We start from the raw sequence: 15,449 nt of genomic DNA on the forward strand, positions 1-15,449 counted from the left end.
GAAGCGGACGAGGGCGCCCCGACGAGAGGCGGCTCAGACCCCCTCGTCGAGCAGCTCTCGCGCGATGATGTTCTTCTGGATCTCGGTGGTCCCCTCGTATATCTGCGTGATCTTGGCGTCGCGGTAGAGCCGTTCGACGTCGTGGTCGTTGACGAAGCCGGCGCCGCCGTGAACCTGGACCGCCTCGTCGGCGACCTCGACCGCGGTCCGCGAGGCGAACTCCTTGGCCATCGACGCGAGCGCGGTGAGGTCGCCGGCCTCGTTGTCGACCGCCCACGCGGAGCGGTAGGTGAGCCAGCGGGCGGCCTCGGTGTTCGTGTGCATCTCCGAGAGCTTGTGTTTGATCGCCTGGAAATCGGAGATGGACCGACCGAACTGCTCGCGCTCCTCGGCGTACTCCAGCGCGCGCTCGGCGGCGCCGCGGGCGATCCCGACGCCCTGCGCGGCGACCGCGGTCCGGGTCTCGTCGAAGAACTGCATGAGCTGGAGGAACCCCATGCCGCGCTGGCCGATCAGGTTTTCCTCCGGGACCCGAACGTCGTCGAAGCGCAGTTCTGCCGTGTCGCTCGCGCGGATGCCGAGCTTCCCGGTGATCTTGTCGCGCGTGAGCCCGTCGCGGTCGCCCTCGACGAGGATCTGCGAGTAGCCGGAGTAGCGGTCGTCGATGTCGGGGTCGGTCTCGCAGACCACGACGAAGTAGTCGGCGACGGTGCCGTTCGTGATCCACATCTTCGAGCCGTTTATCACCCACTCGTCGCCGTCCTTCTCGGCGCGAGTCGCCACGCTCGTCACGTCCGAGCCGGCCTGCGGCTCCGAGATGGCCGACCCCATCACCGCGTCGCCGGCGGTCACCTCGGGCAGGACGCGCTCCTTCTGTGCCTCCGTGCCGAACTCCATCAGCGCCTCCGCGCCGAAGCCGGCGCTCGAGATACAGAGGCCGATCCCGGGGTCGGCCGCGAACAACTCCTCCGTGAGGATGGCGTTCTCCAGCGACGAGTAGCCGATGCCGCCGTACTCGACCGGGACGTGCGGCGCCAACAGGCCCATGTCGGCCGCCTTGTCCATGATCTCGTACGGGTACTCCTCCTCGACGTCGTACTCCGTGGCGACCGGCTTGATCTCCTCGTCGGCGAACTTCCGTACCTCCTCGCGTAGCTGTCGTTGCTCGTCCGTTAGCTGGAACTCCATGAGGGAACGATCCGGATCGAACGTGATAATCGTTAGCGAACGCTGAACAATTGGAAACGAGTTGTCCGTCACAAACCGGGCGGGGAGATCGCGCGCCCCCGGTGGCTCGCCGGTCGCCGCCTCAGCGGTTCTCGACGAACGTCGCGATCCGGTCGGTCGCCTCCTTCAGGTCCCGCATCGAGGTGGCGTACGACACCCGGAGGTGGCCCTCGCCGCCCGCGCCGAAGACGGACCCCGGGACGACCGCGACGCCCTGCGCCTCCAGTAGCTCCTCCGCGAACGCCTCGTCGTCGCCGCCGCAGTCGGGGAAGGCGTAGAAGGCGCCGCCCGGCTCGAAGGTGTCGAGGCCCATCTCGTTGAACCGGGAGACGACGAGCCGGCGGCGGCGGTCGTACTCGTCGACCATCTCCGCGACCTCGCCGTCGCAGCCGTCCAGCGCCTCGATCGCGGCGTACTGCGGCGTCGTCGGCGCCGACAGCATCGTGTACTGGTGGATCCGGTTCATCGCGTCGACGGCGTCGACGGGGCCCAACGCGTACCCGAGCCGCAGCCCCGTCATCGCGTACGCCTTCGAGAAGCCGTTGACGACGACCGTGCGCTCCCGCATCCCCGGCTGCGTCGCGATCGACGCGTGGTCGGTCTCGTAGGTGAGCGCGGCGTATATCTCGTCGGCCACGACGCGGAGGTCGTTCTCGCGGCAGAACGCGGCGACCTCGGCGAGCTCCTCGTCGGTCATCGTCGCGCCCGTGGGGTTGTTCGGGTAACAGAGCACGAGCAGGTCGGCGTCGGCCGCGCCGGCGGTCTCCAGCGCCTCGCGGGTGAGCACGAAGTCGTCCTTGGCTCTGGTCGGGACCGTCAGCTGCTCGCCGCCCGCGAGCTCGATCCCCGGGCCGTAGGAGATGTACGTCGGCTCGTGGACCGCCACCGTGTCGCCGGGGTCGACCAAGGCCCGGAACGCCAGGTCGACCGCCTCGCTCGCGCCGGTGGTGACGAGAATCTCCGCTGCCGGGTCGTACGACTGGTCGTAGCGCTCGTGGTGGTCGGCGATCCGCTCGCGGAGCGCGGCCATCCCGCGGTTCGCGGTGTAGGAGGTCTTCCCGCGTTCGAGCGAGTCGATCGCGGCGGTGCGAGCGGCCCACGGCGCCGAGAAGTCCGGCTCGCCGACCCCCAGCGATATCACGTCGTCGCGGGCCTCGGCGAGTTCGAAGAACTTCCGGATCCCCGACTCCGGGAGGGTGCGAGCGCGGTCGGACAGCCTCATGGCGACACGGAGAGGCGGTCGTCGTCGTCGCCGTCCTCGAACCGGATCCCGCCGTCCTTGTACGTCTCCATGATGTAGTGGGTCACGGTCTGGGTGACCTCGGGCATGGGCGCGACCTGCTCGGAGATGAACTCGGAGACGTCTTGCATGTTCTCGCCGAGCACCTCGACGGCGAAGTCGTAGTCGCCGGAGACGAGATGTAAGGCGTCGACCGCGGGGAACTTCGCGATCCGGTCGGCGACCTGCTCGTAGCCGGTCTCGCGGTCGAGTTCGACGTTGATCTCGACGACAGCGCGGATCTTCCCCTCGTCGACGCGGTCCCAGTCGACGACCGCCTGGTAGCCGTGGACCACGTTATCCGCTTCCAGCGCGTCGATCGCGTCCGCGACCGCCGCCGCGTCGAGGCCCGTCTGGGCCGCGATGTCGTCGATGTTCTCGCGAGCGTTCCGCGCCAACACGTCGAGTACCTCGCGCTCGGCGTCCATACGTCACGATCGCGCGGGGGCGGTTTATGGGTAGCGACGCGCGCAACACCGGCGACGTGTGGGCGACGCGTCGAGGACAGGTCGATGTCCCCCGCCGCGGCGAGCAGCGGCCGTCGCTTCCGCCACCCGCACGGCTTTCCGCGCGGCACCGCAATCGGACGGACATGCCATCCGACTCACTAACGGCGAGCGACACGTTCGACATCGGCGGCGAACTGACCGTCAACCGGCTCGGCTTCGGCGCGATGCGGATCACCGGCGAGGACATCGTCGGCCGCCCGGAGGACGAAGCGGACGCGAAGGCCGTCCTCGAACGCGCGGTCGACCTGGGCGTCGACTTCGTCGACACCGCCGACTCCTACGGCCCGGGCGTCTCGGAGCGACTCATCGGCGAGGCGCTCGGCGACCCGGAGGACGTGGTCGTCGCGTCGAAGGCCGGCCTGCTCCGCAACCGGGACGGCGAGTGGCTCCCCCACGGCGACCCGGACTTCCTGAGAAATCAGGTCCTCTGTAGCCTCGACCGGCTCGGCACCGACCGGATCGACCTCTACCAGTACCACCGGCCGGACCCCGACACCGACTTCGAGGACTCCGTCCACGCGTTCGCGGAGATGAGAGACGCCGGGCAGATCGCGCACGTCGGTCTCTCGAACGTCACCGTCGAACAGCTGGAGACCGCGATGGAGATCGTCGACGTCGCCACGGTCCAGAACCGATACAACGTCGGTCACCGCGACGACGAGGACGTGTTGGCCGCCTGTGAGCGCCACGACGTGGGCTTCATTCCATGGGGGCCGATGTACGCGGTCGACGACGAGGACGCGGGCGAGGTGCTCGCCGAGGTCGCCGAACGCCGGGACGCGACGCCGCAGCAGGTCTCGCTCGCGTGGCTGCTCGACCACTCGGACGTGACGCTCCCGATCCCCGGCACGTCGAGCGTCGACCACCTCGAATCCAACCTCGCGGCTGCGGACCTGTCGCTGACTGAAGAGGACCTGACGAGACTGAACGGCGTCGACCCGCAGTAAGCGCCGGACTCCCCCGACCGCCGACCCTCACTCGACGGTCTCGACGCCGGCCATCTCGGCGACCTTCAGCGCGGTCGCGACGTTGAACGCGAGCCCGAGCGGCGCGGCGACGACCGCGGCCGCGACCGCCCCCGCCGGACCGGCGTGAGCGAGGAGGCTCACGGGGACCGAACAGAGCGCCGTGACGACCGCGACGGCGAGGAAGAAGCCGAGCGGTCGGTCCCGATCGACGAGTTCGCGTGCGCGCACCGCCGCGGACCGGATGCCGCGGTCCTCCAAGGCGAGGACGTAGACCGTCGGAAAGTACAGGTACGAGACCACGAGCGCCGCGACGATCGCGACCACGAACAGCGGCGGGACGACGATCAGCGGGAGGAAAAGGGCGGCGAGCGCGACGACGACGAGCGCTTCCAAGAGGATCAGCCGAACGCCGAACCGGCGGACCGCCGCGACGAAGTCGAACCGGCCGGTCGTGATCCCGTCCGCGATGCTCCCGAAGTAGCCCGCGCTCAGCGCACCCGAGACGACGACGTACGCGCCGATCGCGGGGGCGAGAAGCGGCAGCGGCTCCAGAGATCCGAACGGGAGCGACACCGACGCGCCGCCACCGCGAGGGGGGTCGACGAAGTTCCAGAGGTCGTACCGGTAGACGGGGAACGACGCGCGGAGCGAGACGCCGTCCGCGTTCCCCGTGGCGAGCAGCTCCCGCGCCCGAAACAGCGCCGTCGCCAGCGGGACGAGCGCGAGCGGGAGCAGCCGCCCGAGGTGAGAGAGGGTCCGCTCGGCGATCGGTTCCGTCGGGCCGCCGTCGGTGTCCGGGGGACCGCTGGAGGGCCTGCTCATACCGGCGCTTCACGTTCCGTCCTCAAAAGCGTCAGCCGACCGGGTCGATGGTTCGGCACGGAGGGAGCGCCCGACTGACTGCCACGGCCGCTCCTCGCGGTCCTACTCGTCGAACGGGTTCGTCAGCTCGACCGTCTCCTCGCGGTCGGGGCCGACGCCGACCGCGTAGATCGGGGTGTCGATCTCGTCGGCGATGAACTCCAGGTACTCGCGGGCCGCCTCGGGGAGCGCGTCGAAGCCGGCTTCGGCGACCGCCGCCGAGTCGAACGGCTCCCACGTGTCGAGCGTCTCGTAGACGGGCTCGCAACGCTTCCACCGCCCGGTGGTGGTGGGAACGGTGTCGATTTCTTCCCCATCGAGCTCGTACCCCGTACACACCTTCAGTTCGTCGAGGCCGGCGAGCACGTCGACGTGGTTGACCGCGACGCCGGTGAACCCGGAGACGCGCGCGGCGTGGCGGAGCATGGGCAGGTCGAGCCAACCGATGCGGCGCGGCCGTCCCGTGACGGTCCCGAACTCGCCGCCCTTCTCGCGGATGTCGTCGGCGAGCGCCTCCTCGTCGGCGTCGCCGTCCAGCTCCGTCGGGAGCGGTCCCTCGCCGACCCGCGAGAGGTACGCCTTCACGATGCCGACGACCTCGCCGTCGCCGACCGTCGTGACGCCGACGCCGGAGCCGACGGCCGCCGCGCCCGCGGTCGGGTTCGAGGAAGTGACGAACGGGTAGTTCCCGTGGTCGACGTCGATGTGGGTCCCCTGTGCGCCCTCGAAGAGGATCTCGTCGCCCGCCTCGTGACGGCGGTGGAGGTAGTCGGAGCAGTTGACGGTCATCCCCTCGTCGGCGAGGCGTTCGCCGATCGCGGCGTACTCCTCGTGGAGGGCGTCGACGTCGAACGCGTCGGCGCGGTCTTCATCGAGGTCGAGCCCGTACACGTCCTCGACGAGCGCGCGCTTCTGCGGGACGACGTACTCCAGTTTCTCGCGGAGCGCGTCGGGGTCCAGCAGGTCGGCGATCCGGATCCCGCGCCGGCCCGCCTTGTCCTCGTAGGTCGGGCCGATCCCCCGGCCGGTGGTGCCGACTTTCTCGCCCGCGTCGTCGTCGGCTTTGACTTCCTCTTCGATCCCGTCCAGCACGCGGTGGTACGGCATGATGACGTGTGCGCGGCGAGCGACGCGAACGTCCGGGTCGAGGCCGCGCTCGCGTAGCTCGTCGATCTCGGTGAACAGGGTCTCCGGATTGACGACGCAGCCGTTTCCTAAGATTCCGACGGTCCCGCGGACCGCGCCGCTCGGAACCAGTGAGAGCTTGTACTCCGCGCCGCCTTCGACGACGGTGTGGCCGGCGTTGTCGCCGCCCTGATAACGGACTACGACATCCGCGTCCCCTCCCCACCGGTCGACGAGGGCGCCTTTGCCCTCGTCACCGAGTTGGGAGCCGACGATGGTGAGTGTCATACGACCTGCCGATTCCGGGCGGGGGGTAAAACCGATTACGGTCTGCGACCGCGAGACCACCACGGGCGTGGATCACCGCACGACGGCATCGTGACGAATACGCTCGTTCGTGTATTGTCTCGATCGCAGTGGACGCACCCTCGGCCCCTACGCTCACCGGAGACGGACTGCCCTGTCCGCCGTGCCGCGATCGAACACGTTAACTACTGTCACGTAAAAGTGTCAAATCTGACGACCGCGGCGCAGGCGGCGACAGCAACTTTTAAACCGGGGCATGACAAGTTAACATGTGCCATGATAGACCGACTAGAAAAAGAGGTAGACATGCTAGAACGTCACCTCCAAGTCCTGCGGATGGTCATCGAAAACGAGCCGATCGGCATCGTCAAGATGTCGAACGAGACGGGCTACCCGCATCACAAGGTCCGGTACTCGCTGCGCGTCCTCGAAGAGGAGAACCTCATCGAGCCGTCCAGTCAGGGTGCGATCACCACCGAGCGGACCCACGAGTTCGTCGACGAGCTCGACGAGAAGCTCGACGAGACCGTCGACAAGCTCGGCTCCATGCGTATCGACGACGCCGCGGAACTCGAGAACTGACTGCGCTTTCGATTTCGCCCGCGACGCCGGCACCGCGTTTCGCTCCCGTCCAGCAACGACCGAACTAGCCGTTCTCTTAGACAGTTACGTGTTCGCGAGCGACAGCACGGTCGAACGGCGGCTCCCTGTCCCTAGAGGTCGGGGACCGTCATGTGGAACCCGCCGTCCCGCGCCTCGACGAGACACAGGTGATAGCCCTGCTTGCGGGAGAGCTTCACGAAGCTCGCCCGCTTCGACCCGAACAGGCCGCCGCCGACCGCGTCGCTCGCGGTCTCGAGGGCGCCCGGCTCGAAGAAGCTCTCCGTCACCGCGAACGCACCGGCGAACGTCTCGTTCGACCCTGCGATGTCGCGGCCGTTCTCCACGAGCGACTCCAGCGTCGCCTCGGGCGTCGGGTCGCGGCTGTCGTTGAGGTCGGCGACGAACAGCGGGTGACCCATCCGGTCGCGGAGCACGAGGTCGAACGCGCGCTGTTCGCGCGTCTCCTTGCCGCCCTCGCGGAGTGCGATCGACACGGTGCCGCCGATCTCCGCGCGGTCCACCTCGGGGAGGGCGTCGTAGAGGTCGCGCAGCGCGCCCTCGTTGCCGGTCCCGCGGACCTCGAACGGGAGGTCCTCGACGAGCCAGCGGGCGAACCCGTACTCGATGGTGTCCTCTAAGAACTCCGCGAACGGCTGGCCGTCCACGGCGAGCCCGTCGGTCTCGAAGCTCGTGTGGTGTTCCACCCGGAGGTTCTCCCGGAGCGCCTCGCGGTCGACGTTCCCCTCGTGGGCGTCGGCCAGCGTCGCGCCCTCCTTCGAGTCGTACCTGATGAACAGGTTCGTCCCGTCGCGCGCCTCGGCGGGCGTGAGCGTGCGCTCCGCGTCGGGGAGCCGCTCTTTCGCTTCGGAGAGTTCGCGGCGGAGGCGGTCGCGCTCGTCTTTGAGCTCCGCCACCTCGTCTTCGAGCCGCCCGACCTCGTCGGCGAGTTCGTCTCGCTCCGACGCGACCTCGTCGCGTTCGTTCGCGAGCGACCGCCGCTCCGTCTCCGCCTCCTCCAGCGCCGCTTCGAGCTTCCGGAGCCGGTCGGGGTCCGCGCCGCTCGCCGCGTCGCGCTTCGAGACCGCGGACGGCGTCGAACTCGACTGTGCGGTCGACCGCGGCGACGGCGAGCCGCCGTTCGGGCTCGACTCGCTCCGCTCGGACCGGCCGCGCTCGTCGGTCGACCGGGTGCGCTGGGGCGAGTCCGGGCGCCGGTCCCCCTGCTGTCGCGCCTCGATGTCCGCGGACTCCGAGGGGTCGAGCGCCGGGATCGACTTCTGTTCCCGCCATTCGGCCTCCTCGGAGAACACGTCCTCAGACCCGGGCGCCTCGCCGGCCGCGTCCGGGGCCGCGGCGTCGGAACCGGCCGCCGAGCCGCGGCCGGCTCCCGTCGAACCGCGGCCGGGTCCCGACGATCCGTCGGCCTCCTCGTCGCCGGCGGACCGATCGCCGATCTGAACCGCGTTCGGTCCGGACGCGGCCTCCGAACCCGCTCCGGTCGCTTCCGCGCCGTCGTCGCCGGCGGGCTCGTCGGCGCCGCCGACCGATCGGTTCCGATCCGCCGGCGAGCGGTGTCGGGGAGATACCGACGGACCGTCGTCTCGGCCGGCGCTCTCGGGAGTTTCGTCGTCGTCTCCCACCGTCTCGTCCGTCGCGTCCGCCTCGTCGTCGCCGGCCGAACCCCCTTCGACCGTCTCGGAGCCGTCGCTCGACTCGGGAGAACCGGACGGCGACGCGGCGGCCGCCGAGTTCGCGTCGGCGTCTGCCTCCGTCTCGGTCGCGTCCGCGTCGGTCGCGGCGGCCGATCCGGACGCGGCGGTCGATCCTGACGCGCCGCCGCTCGGGAGCGGCCGGACGTCAAGGTCGACCTCGTACACCGTGTAGATGCCCACCTCGTCGGCGGCGAGGTCGAACGCCTCGTCGCCGGTCTCCAGCCGCCTCGCGTTGCCGACGTACGCTGCCGCCATCGACTCGCCGCCGGTGTACGCGACGTAGTAGTCGCCCGAGAGGACGTTCTCGGACAGCTCGATGTAGCCGGTGAACCCGCCCTGCGAGAGCTTGCGGTCGGCCTCGGTCAGGGGCGTGTCGTTCGTGTAGTATTTCGCCCGCGGCTCGCCGCCGAGTTCCTGCATCGCGAAGAGCACGGGGAGCGCCTCGTCCGGGGCCTTGTAGACGGTCCCCGAGGCGTCGGCGAAGTCGTCGACCGTCGCGTCCACCGCCCCCACGACCCGCCCGTCGACGAGGAACAGCCAGCCGACGCCGTCCGTCGCCGCGCCGGAGAACCCGTCGGTGACGATCCGGCGGAGCCCCGCGAACCCGTCGGAGAACGAGCGGTCGTCCCACTCGGTGATCGCTTCCCGTCGCTGTGCGTCCATCCTTGCGTTTACGTCGCCAACAGCGACTCAAATACCTTCCGGAGCGTGAGACGGCCGTCTGACGCCTCGCTCAGCGGTCGATCGGGCCGCTCGATTCACCGGCCGTCGACGGCGGCGATCGCTTCCCGCCCGAGGTTGACGACGTCGTCGGCGAGGTCGCTCGCCGCGAGGTCGGCGGGGGTGTACCAGTCCCAGCGGTCCGGGTCGACCTCGTCGTCGCCGTCGGGGTCGATCGCCCGAGACTCGACTCGCGCGTAGTAGAGGTGGTCGATGTGCTGGTGACCCACCGACCCGTCCTCGTAGACGTTGATGTCGTGGAGCATGAGGTGGGCCGGCTCGGGGATGCCGCGCGTGTTGGGGCCCGTGATCGACGACTCGGTCGCGACCAGTTCGGCTGTCAGCCCGGTCTCCTCGCGGACCTCGCGCAGCGCCGACTCGTGGGGGAGTTCGTCGCGGTCGACGTGGCCGCCGGGCGGGAGCCGTATCCCGAGTCGCTCGTGTTCGTGAAGCGCGGTCGCCCCGTCGTTGACGATGTAGGTCGTCGCCGTGAAGTGGCGCGTCGTCTCCATGTGATCGGCTCGGGACACGCCCCTTTCGCCGTTTCGACTGGCGGCGACGACCGGCGAGACCGTCGTACCGACTGGCGGGCCAGTCGCCCCGACGCCGGCGCGCGGCCTCACCGAGGGGACGCAAACGGCTTTTGCCCGGGGGACCGACCTCGGCCCATGCCGCCGATCAACGCGGACGACCTCTCGTGGACGACGAGCGAGGCAGTGGACGCGACGTGGCGCCGGAAACAGCTGAGCGAGGCGGCCGGCGGTGACGACCTCGGCTGTAGCCTCTACGAGCTCCCCCCGGGAGACCGGTCGTGGCCGTACCACTACCACACCGCCAACGAGGAGGCCCTGTACGTCCTCTCGGGTGAGGGCACGTTGCGTCTCGACGGCGACGAGCACCCGCTCCGTCCCGGCGAGTACGCCGCCTTCCCGGCCGACGCGTCGGGAGCGCATCGAGTCGTGAACGACGGCGACGCGGTCCTCAGGTATCTCGTCGTCTCGACGATGCGCGAGCCGGACGTGACCGTCTATCCGGACTCCGAGAAGTTCGGCGTCTACGTCGGCTCGCCGCCCGGCGGCCGCGAGTCGCGGTCGCTGGAGGGGTACTACCGCGTGGACGACGGCGTAGACTACTGGGAGGGCGAAAACGAAGGGTGAGACGCGAGCGGAACCGTCGGCGTCACGACGCGCAGCGAGTCGGAGAGCGAGTCAGTTCAGCGCGACCGAGTCCTCGGCTTCGAGGAGCTCGTGGTAGCGGTTGCGGATGGTGACCTCGCTGATGTTCGCGACCTCGCTGACCTCGCTCTGGGTCACCTTCTCGTTGACGAGCAGCGACGCGGCGTAGACGGCGGCCGCGGCGAGCCCGACCGGCGACTTGCCCGAGTGGATCCCCTGTTCTTTCGCGGTGTTCAGGAGGCTGCGGGCGCGGCGCTCGGCCTCGTCGGAGAGACCGAGGTCGGAGGCGAACCGGGGCACGTAGCTCTCGGGGTCTGCGGGCTGGATCTCCAGCTTGAGCTCGCGGACGACGTAGCGGTACGTCCGGGCGATCTCGTCTTTCTCGACCCGGGAGACGCCGGCGATCTCGTCGAGGCTGCGCGGCGTGCCCGCCTGCCGAGCGGCGGCGTACAGCGAGGCAGTCGATACCCCCTCGATGGAGCGGCCGGGGAGGAGGTCCTCGTCGAGCGCGCGGCGGTAGATGACCGAGGCCGTCTCGCGGACGTTGTCCGGGAGGCCGAGCGCGCTGGCCATGCGGTCGATCTCGCCGAGCGCCTGCTTGAGGTTGCGCTCCTTGGAGTCGCGGGTGCGGAAGCGCTCGTTCCAGGTCCGCAGCCGCTGCATCTTCTCGCGCTGGCGGCTGGACAGCGACTTGCCGTAGGCGTCTTTGTCCTGCCAGCCGATGTTCGTCGAGAGCCCCTTGTCGTGCATCATGTTCGTCGTCGGCGCGCCGACGCGGGACTTGTTGTCTTTCTCCTTGGAATCGAACGCGCGCCACTCGGGGCCGCGGTCGATCTCGTCCTCTTCGACGACGAGCCCGCAGTCGACACAGACGGTCTCGCCGTGTTCGGTGTCGGTCGCGAGCTGGCCGCCACACTCGGGGCAGTGAAGCTCTTCGTCCTCGGATTCCGACTCGGTCTCGCTCTCGTCGTCGACCTGCTCTGTCGTGTACGTTCGAAGGTTCTCGCTCATTGGTTTGGTGCGTGGAGGGAAAGACAAAACCGAGAGACGGATCTCGGTATTTTCCTCACCCTTTGGTAAGGCCCCCGAATATTTAAATGTTTGCGTGTTTGGCGTCTCAGAGACACTGCCGAAAACAACGTGTACAACCCTGTACAATTCGGAATTCTCGAGGATAATATCGGAGCCGCGTCGAGAGCGAAACCGACGCCGAGAGGACGGGATTTAGTATATATACGTTTCGTGAGCGGCGTGCGGCCATCGAGGCGGCCGCTCGGTCGGTCAGTCTCCGGTCGCGGCCGCCGCGACCGCGCCGGCGAAGGAGCCGAGGACCACGCCCAGTCCGGTCACCAGCGCGAGGGTCACGGCGAGGTCGGGGCCAGCGGTGACGCCGTCCGCCTCCGACACCGGGATCCCGTCGGCGTCGGAGATGGGCACCGTTGCGCCGGAGGCGTGACGCGTGAGCGGCACGCGGGAGACCGCCCGCAGCGCGAGCATCGCCGGGAGGTACCCCAGCGTCGCGCCCGCGCCGGTCACGGCGCCGACGAGCGGGTCGTCGATACCGAGGTACCGGACGGCGGTCGCGACGCCGAGACCGAACGTGAGGGGAACGAGACGGAGCGGCCACAGCGCGGCGTCCGACTGTATCAGCGGGTGCCCGAAAGTGACGAGGTTAGACAGATCGGGGCCCGTCCGGGTCCGGATCCAGTGCGCGTCGAAGAGGAACCAGATCGACCCTTCGACCGCGGATATCGGTCCGCCGACCGTCCAGTGAGCGACTTCCGAGTTCCCGGGCGACACGCCGGCGGCCGCGAGTCCGACCCACGTCAGGCCCAGTCCCAGGAGGGCCGCGCCGGCCCCGCACGCGACGGTGACGGGGAGCCAGCGCGACGGGAGCGACACGAGCGAGCGGAGGGTGGTTCGCTCTTCCGTCGGCATCTCCGGCCCGCGGTTCCCGAGCGAGCGGTATATGCTTTCTCACGGGGTGGGCTCCGACCGGTTCCGCGAGGACAACCGCTTTGGGCGTCGCGCGAGCAGCGGGTGTATGAACCGAACGCGGCTCGACGAGCACTTCGCCGACCTCGACGCGGACGGCTACCTCCTTGACGCGTCGCAGGAGGACGCCAACCAGCTGTACCTCTCCGGGTTCACCGGGCCGGACCCGTTCCTCACGCTGTACGCCGACGGCGAGGTCCACGTCCTCGTCAGCGGGCTGGAGTACGGACGCGCGAAGTCCGAAGCGACGGCCGACACCGTCGAACGCCACGCCGACTACGACTACGAGTACGGTGGCCGCGAGGCCCGCAGCGATATGTACGCAAAGTTCGTCCGCGACAAGGGCGTCGAGTCCGTCTCGATGCCGCCGCGCGGCCCGGTCGGCACCGCCGACGCCCTCCGCGAGCGGGGTATCGACGTCTCCGTCGACACCGGCGACCGGCTCCAAGAGGTCCGCGCGGTGAAGACCGAAGAGGAGGTCGACGCGATCCGGGAGGCCCAGAAGGCGAACGAGGCAGCCATGGGCGCCGCCGAGGACCTGATCGCCGGCGCCGACGTGGCTGGCGAGGACGCCGCCGGCGACGTCGAACCGGGCGTCCTGCTTCACGAGGGCGAGCCGCTCACGAGCGAGCGCGTCGCGGAGGAGATCGAGGTGACCCTCCTGCGACACGGCTGCGCGCTCGACGAGACGATCGTCGCCGGCGGCGCGCAGGCCGCGGACCCGCACGACCGCGGCTCCGGTCCTCTCCGCGCGAACGAGGCGATCATCGTCGACATCTTCCCGCGCTCGAAGGCGACGAAGTACAACGCCGACATGACGCGGACGTTCTGCGTCGGCGAGCCGAGCGAGGCGCTCCGCGAGTGGTACGACCTCACCGAGCGCGCGCTGGAGGCCGCGCTCGACGCGGTCGAGCCGGGCGCGACCGGGGAAGAGGTCCACACCGCCGCCTGCGAGGTGTACGAGGAGGCGGGCGAGCCGACGTTCCGAACCGATCCCGAGACGGAGACCGGATTCATCCACTCGACCGGCCACGGCATCGGTCTCGACGTCCACGAGTCGCCGCGGCTCGCGAGCGGGGGCGAAGAGCTGGAGCCGGGTCACGTGATCACCGTCGAACCGGGCCTCTACGACCCCGAGGTCGGCGGCGTCCGGATCGAGGACCTCGTCGTCGTCACCGCGGACGGCTACGAGAACCTCACCGAGTACCCGGTCCGGTTCGCGGCGGAGTGACTCCAGAGGGCGGGTCCCTCGACCGCGACAGCCGGCCCGTCTGACCGCGATCGGAAGTCGCTTTGACCCGTGCCGGGAACGCCGAGCGTGAACTGGCGGTACGACCACACGGCGCTCGCGCTCTGTACGCTCGCGTTCACCGGGACGATGGTGGCGCGGCTCGTCGTCAGTCCGCTGGTCCCGGAGATCACGACGCGGTTCGGCGTGACGAACGGAACCGTCGGGCTCGCGCTCAGCGGGATGTGGCTCACCTACGCGCTGGCGCAGTTCCCCTCAGGCGTCCTCGGCGACCGCTTCGGCGAGCGCCGCGTCATCCTCACCGCGGTCGGGGCCACCGCCGTCGCGTCGGTCCTCCTCGCCGCGTCGCCCTCGATCCTCGCGTTCGGGCTGTTCGCGGCCGCACTCGGCATCGGGGCGGGGCTCCACTACTCGGTCGCGACGACGTTCCTCACGCGGCAGTTCGACGACACCGGCCGCGCCATCGGCGTCCACGTCGCCGGCGGCCCGCTGGCCGGGCTCGCCGCGCCGCCCGCCGCCGCGCTCGTCGGGTCGCGCTACGGCTGGCGGGCGGGCGTCCTCCTCGGCGCCGCCGTCGCGGTCCCCGTGTTCGCCCTGTTCGCGTGGAAGGTCCGACCGACGGAACCGCTCCGCCCCGACCAGCCGATGGGAGAGCGGTTCGCGCTGGGCCCCCTCGTCGAACTGCTCTCGCGGCCGCGAATCTTGTACACGACCGCGCTGGCGACGATGGGCGCGTTCACGTGGCAGGCGACAGCCTCCTTCCTGCCGACGTTCTTAGAGATAGGGAGCGGCCTGTCGAGCGCGCTGTCGGCGCTTCTGTTCTCGGTGTACTTCCTCGTCCACGGCTCCACCCAACCGCTGACGGGGTCGATATCCGACCGGATCGGTCGCGACGCCACCGCGATGGTGACGATGAGCGCCGGCGTCATCGGCTACGGGACGCTCGTCGCGGCCGCGACGCTCGACCTGGGTCTCCTCGCCGTGGTCCCGGGCGTCGGCCTCGTCGGGCTCGCGATGTCGTGGGGAGCACCCGTCCAGTCGCGGTTCATGGACCTCCTCTCGGACGCCGAGCGCGGCGCCGGCTTCGGGCTCGTCCGCACCGCGTACATGGTCACGGGCGCCTCGGGCAGCGTCGTCGTCGGCGCCGTCTCCGACACGGCCGGCTGGCCGGTCGCGTTCGCCCTCCTCGCCGGCGTGATGGGTCTCGGATTGGCGACGCTGACGGCGAACCGACTGTTCGGGCTGGGCTACTGACCGCGCGTCGAACCGGATAGAGGCCGTCGAAAAGGAACCGTGGAACCGTTCGTCACCGACTACAGCCGGTCGTCTTCGAGGCTGCCGGGGTCCTGTGCGGTGTCGAACATGTTGTTCTCGGCGCCGTCGAGCATCTCGTCGCGGGGTTCTTCGTCCACGACGCTCACGTTGTACGCCTCGATGCCGGAGGCGATGAGGTCCTCTGCGGCCTGCTCCTCCGAGACGAACTCCTGTTCCGCCAGCTGCTGAAACTCCGCGTACACGTCGTCCGAGAGGTTCAGCTCGAAAGTGGGCATACCTTCCGTTCCGACCGGACACTTTTAAATCGTTCCCTCGTCGCGACGCGTTCGCCCGTCGCGGGCGGCGGCGGGAGAATCGACGAGTCCCGAACGTCTGCGGGGTCAGGAGTGCCCCGCCGGACCGGCGAGCGGCCCACGTGATCGGCTTCCCGTCCCGGTTTGGCGAC

At 69.6% G+C, this 15,449-nt stretch carries 15 protein-coding genes; 5 read left to right on the top strand and 10 right to left on the bottom strand.

Annotated elements, in window-relative coordinates:
• Positions 1-33: 33 nt before the first annotated feature.
• The 3 genes from ACZ5KW_RS12420 to ACZ5KW_RS12430 form a co-directional block, all read right to left on the bottom strand.
• Entirely contained in the window at positions 34-1,188 is a 1,155-nt protein-coding gene (locus tag ACZ5KW_RS12420; RefSeq protein ID WP_343776841.1) for an acyl-CoA dehydrogenase family protein, read from the bottom strand.
• Between the two features lie 121 nt (positions 1,189-1,309).
• A complete protein-coding gene (locus ACZ5KW_RS12425; protein ID WP_343776843.1) occupies positions 1,310-2,449 on the bottom strand; it encodes a pyridoxal phosphate-dependent aminotransferase in 1,140 nt (379 codons plus the stop codon).
• On the bottom strand, positions 2,446-2,934 hold the full coding sequence (locus ACZ5KW_RS12430; RefSeq protein WP_343776845.1) for an Lrp/AsnC family transcriptional regulator: 489 nt from the start codon (positions 2,932-2,934) through the stop codon (positions 2,446-2,448). Before ACZ5KW_RS12430 ends, ACZ5KW_RS12425 begins: the two co-directional genes overlap by 4 nt.
• Before the next feature lie 164 nt (positions 2,935-3,098).
• Here ACZ5KW_RS12430 and ACZ5KW_RS12435 point away from each other — a divergent pair, with 164 nt between their 5' ends.
• The gene (locus ACZ5KW_RS12435) at positions 3,099-3,962 is read left to right on the top strand and encodes an aldo/keto reductase (protein ID WP_343776847.1); all 864 of its coding nucleotides are present in this window, start codon (positions 3,099-3,101) and stop codon (positions 3,960-3,962) included.
• Positions 3,963-3,989: 27 nt separating this feature from the next.
• On the opposite strand, the gene ACZ5KW_RS12440 is transcribed toward ACZ5KW_RS12435, so the two are convergent.
• A complete protein-coding gene (locus ACZ5KW_RS12440; protein ID WP_343776849.1) occupies positions 3,990-4,805 on the bottom strand; it encodes a hypothetical protein in 816 nt (271 codons plus the stop codon).
• Positions 4,806-4,907: 102 nt separating this feature from the next.
• Complete coding sequence (locus ACZ5KW_RS12445) at positions 4,908-6,257, bottom strand: adenylosuccinate synthase (RefSeq protein WP_343776851.1); 1,350 nt, start codon at positions 6,255-6,257, stop codon at positions 4,908-4,910.
• 294 nt (positions 6,258-6,551) lie between these two features.
• On the opposite strand from ACZ5KW_RS12445, the gene ACZ5KW_RS12450 reads away from it, so the two are divergent.
• Positions 6,552-6,857 carry a hypothetical protein gene (locus ACZ5KW_RS12450; protein ID WP_004045854.1) on the top strand — a complete coding sequence of 102 codons (306 nt, stop codon included), beginning with the start codon at positions 6,552-6,554 and terminating at the stop codon, positions 6,855-6,857.
• Positions 6,858-6,988: 131 nt separating this feature from the next.
• On the opposite strand, the gene ACZ5KW_RS12455 is transcribed toward ACZ5KW_RS12450, so the two are convergent.
• Complete coding sequence (locus ACZ5KW_RS12455; protein WP_343776855.1) at positions 6,989-9,253, bottom strand: DUF7527 domain-containing protein; 2,265 nt, start codon at positions 9,251-9,253, stop codon at positions 6,989-6,991.
• Between the two features lie 95 nt (positions 9,254-9,348).
• Positions 9,349-9,822: an NUDIX hydrolase gene (locus tag ACZ5KW_RS12460; protein ID WP_343776857.1), complete on the bottom strand. Its 474-nt coding sequence runs from the start codon at positions 9,820-9,822 to the stop codon at positions 9,349-9,351.
• Between the two features lie 156 nt (positions 9,823-9,978).
• Between ACZ5KW_RS12460 and ACZ5KW_RS12465 the strand changes: the two genes are divergently transcribed.
• Positions 9,979-10,467, top strand: coding sequence for a cupin domain-containing protein (locus tag ACZ5KW_RS12465; RefSeq protein ID WP_343776859.1), 489 nt, complete (start codon positions 9,979-9,981; stop codon positions 10,465-10,467).
• Positions 10,468-10,518: 51 nt separating this feature from the next.
• Here the strand turns inward: ACZ5KW_RS12465 and ACZ5KW_RS12470 are convergent, their stop codons facing one another.
• Positions 10,519-11,496, bottom strand: a complete 978-nt coding sequence (locus ACZ5KW_RS12470) for a transcription initiation factor IIB (RefSeq protein WP_343776861.1) — start codon at positions 11,494-11,496, stop codon at positions 10,519-10,521.
• A 270-nt stretch (positions 11,497-11,766) separates the two neighbouring features.
• Positions 11,767-12,423 (bottom strand): DUF7978 family protein, encoded by a 657-nt coding sequence (locus ACZ5KW_RS12475; protein WP_343776863.1) that lies wholly within the window; start codon positions 12,421-12,423, stop codon positions 11,767-11,769.
• 106 nt (positions 12,424-12,529) lie between these two features.
• Between ACZ5KW_RS12475 and ACZ5KW_RS12480 the strand changes: the two genes are divergently transcribed.
• Entirely contained in the window at positions 12,530-13,711 is a 1,182-nt protein-coding gene (locus ACZ5KW_RS12480) for a M24 family metallopeptidase (protein ID WP_343776865.1), read from the top strand.
• Positions 13,712-13,798: 87 nt separating this feature from the next.
• Positions 13,799-14,983: an MFS transporter gene (locus tag ACZ5KW_RS12485; RefSeq protein ID WP_343776990.1), complete on the top strand. Its 1,185-nt coding sequence runs from the start codon at positions 13,799-13,801 to the stop codon at positions 14,981-14,983.
• Between the two features lie 59 nt (positions 14,984-15,042).
• On the opposite strand, the gene ACZ5KW_RS12490 is transcribed toward ACZ5KW_RS12485, so the two are convergent.
• A complete protein-coding gene (locus ACZ5KW_RS12490; protein ID WP_343776867.1) occupies positions 15,043-15,279 on the bottom strand; it encodes a DUF7120 family protein in 237 nt (78 codons plus the stop codon).
• Positions 15,280-15,449 lie beyond the last annotated feature (170 nt).

The organism is Halorubrum ejinorense, assembly GCF_055389685.1.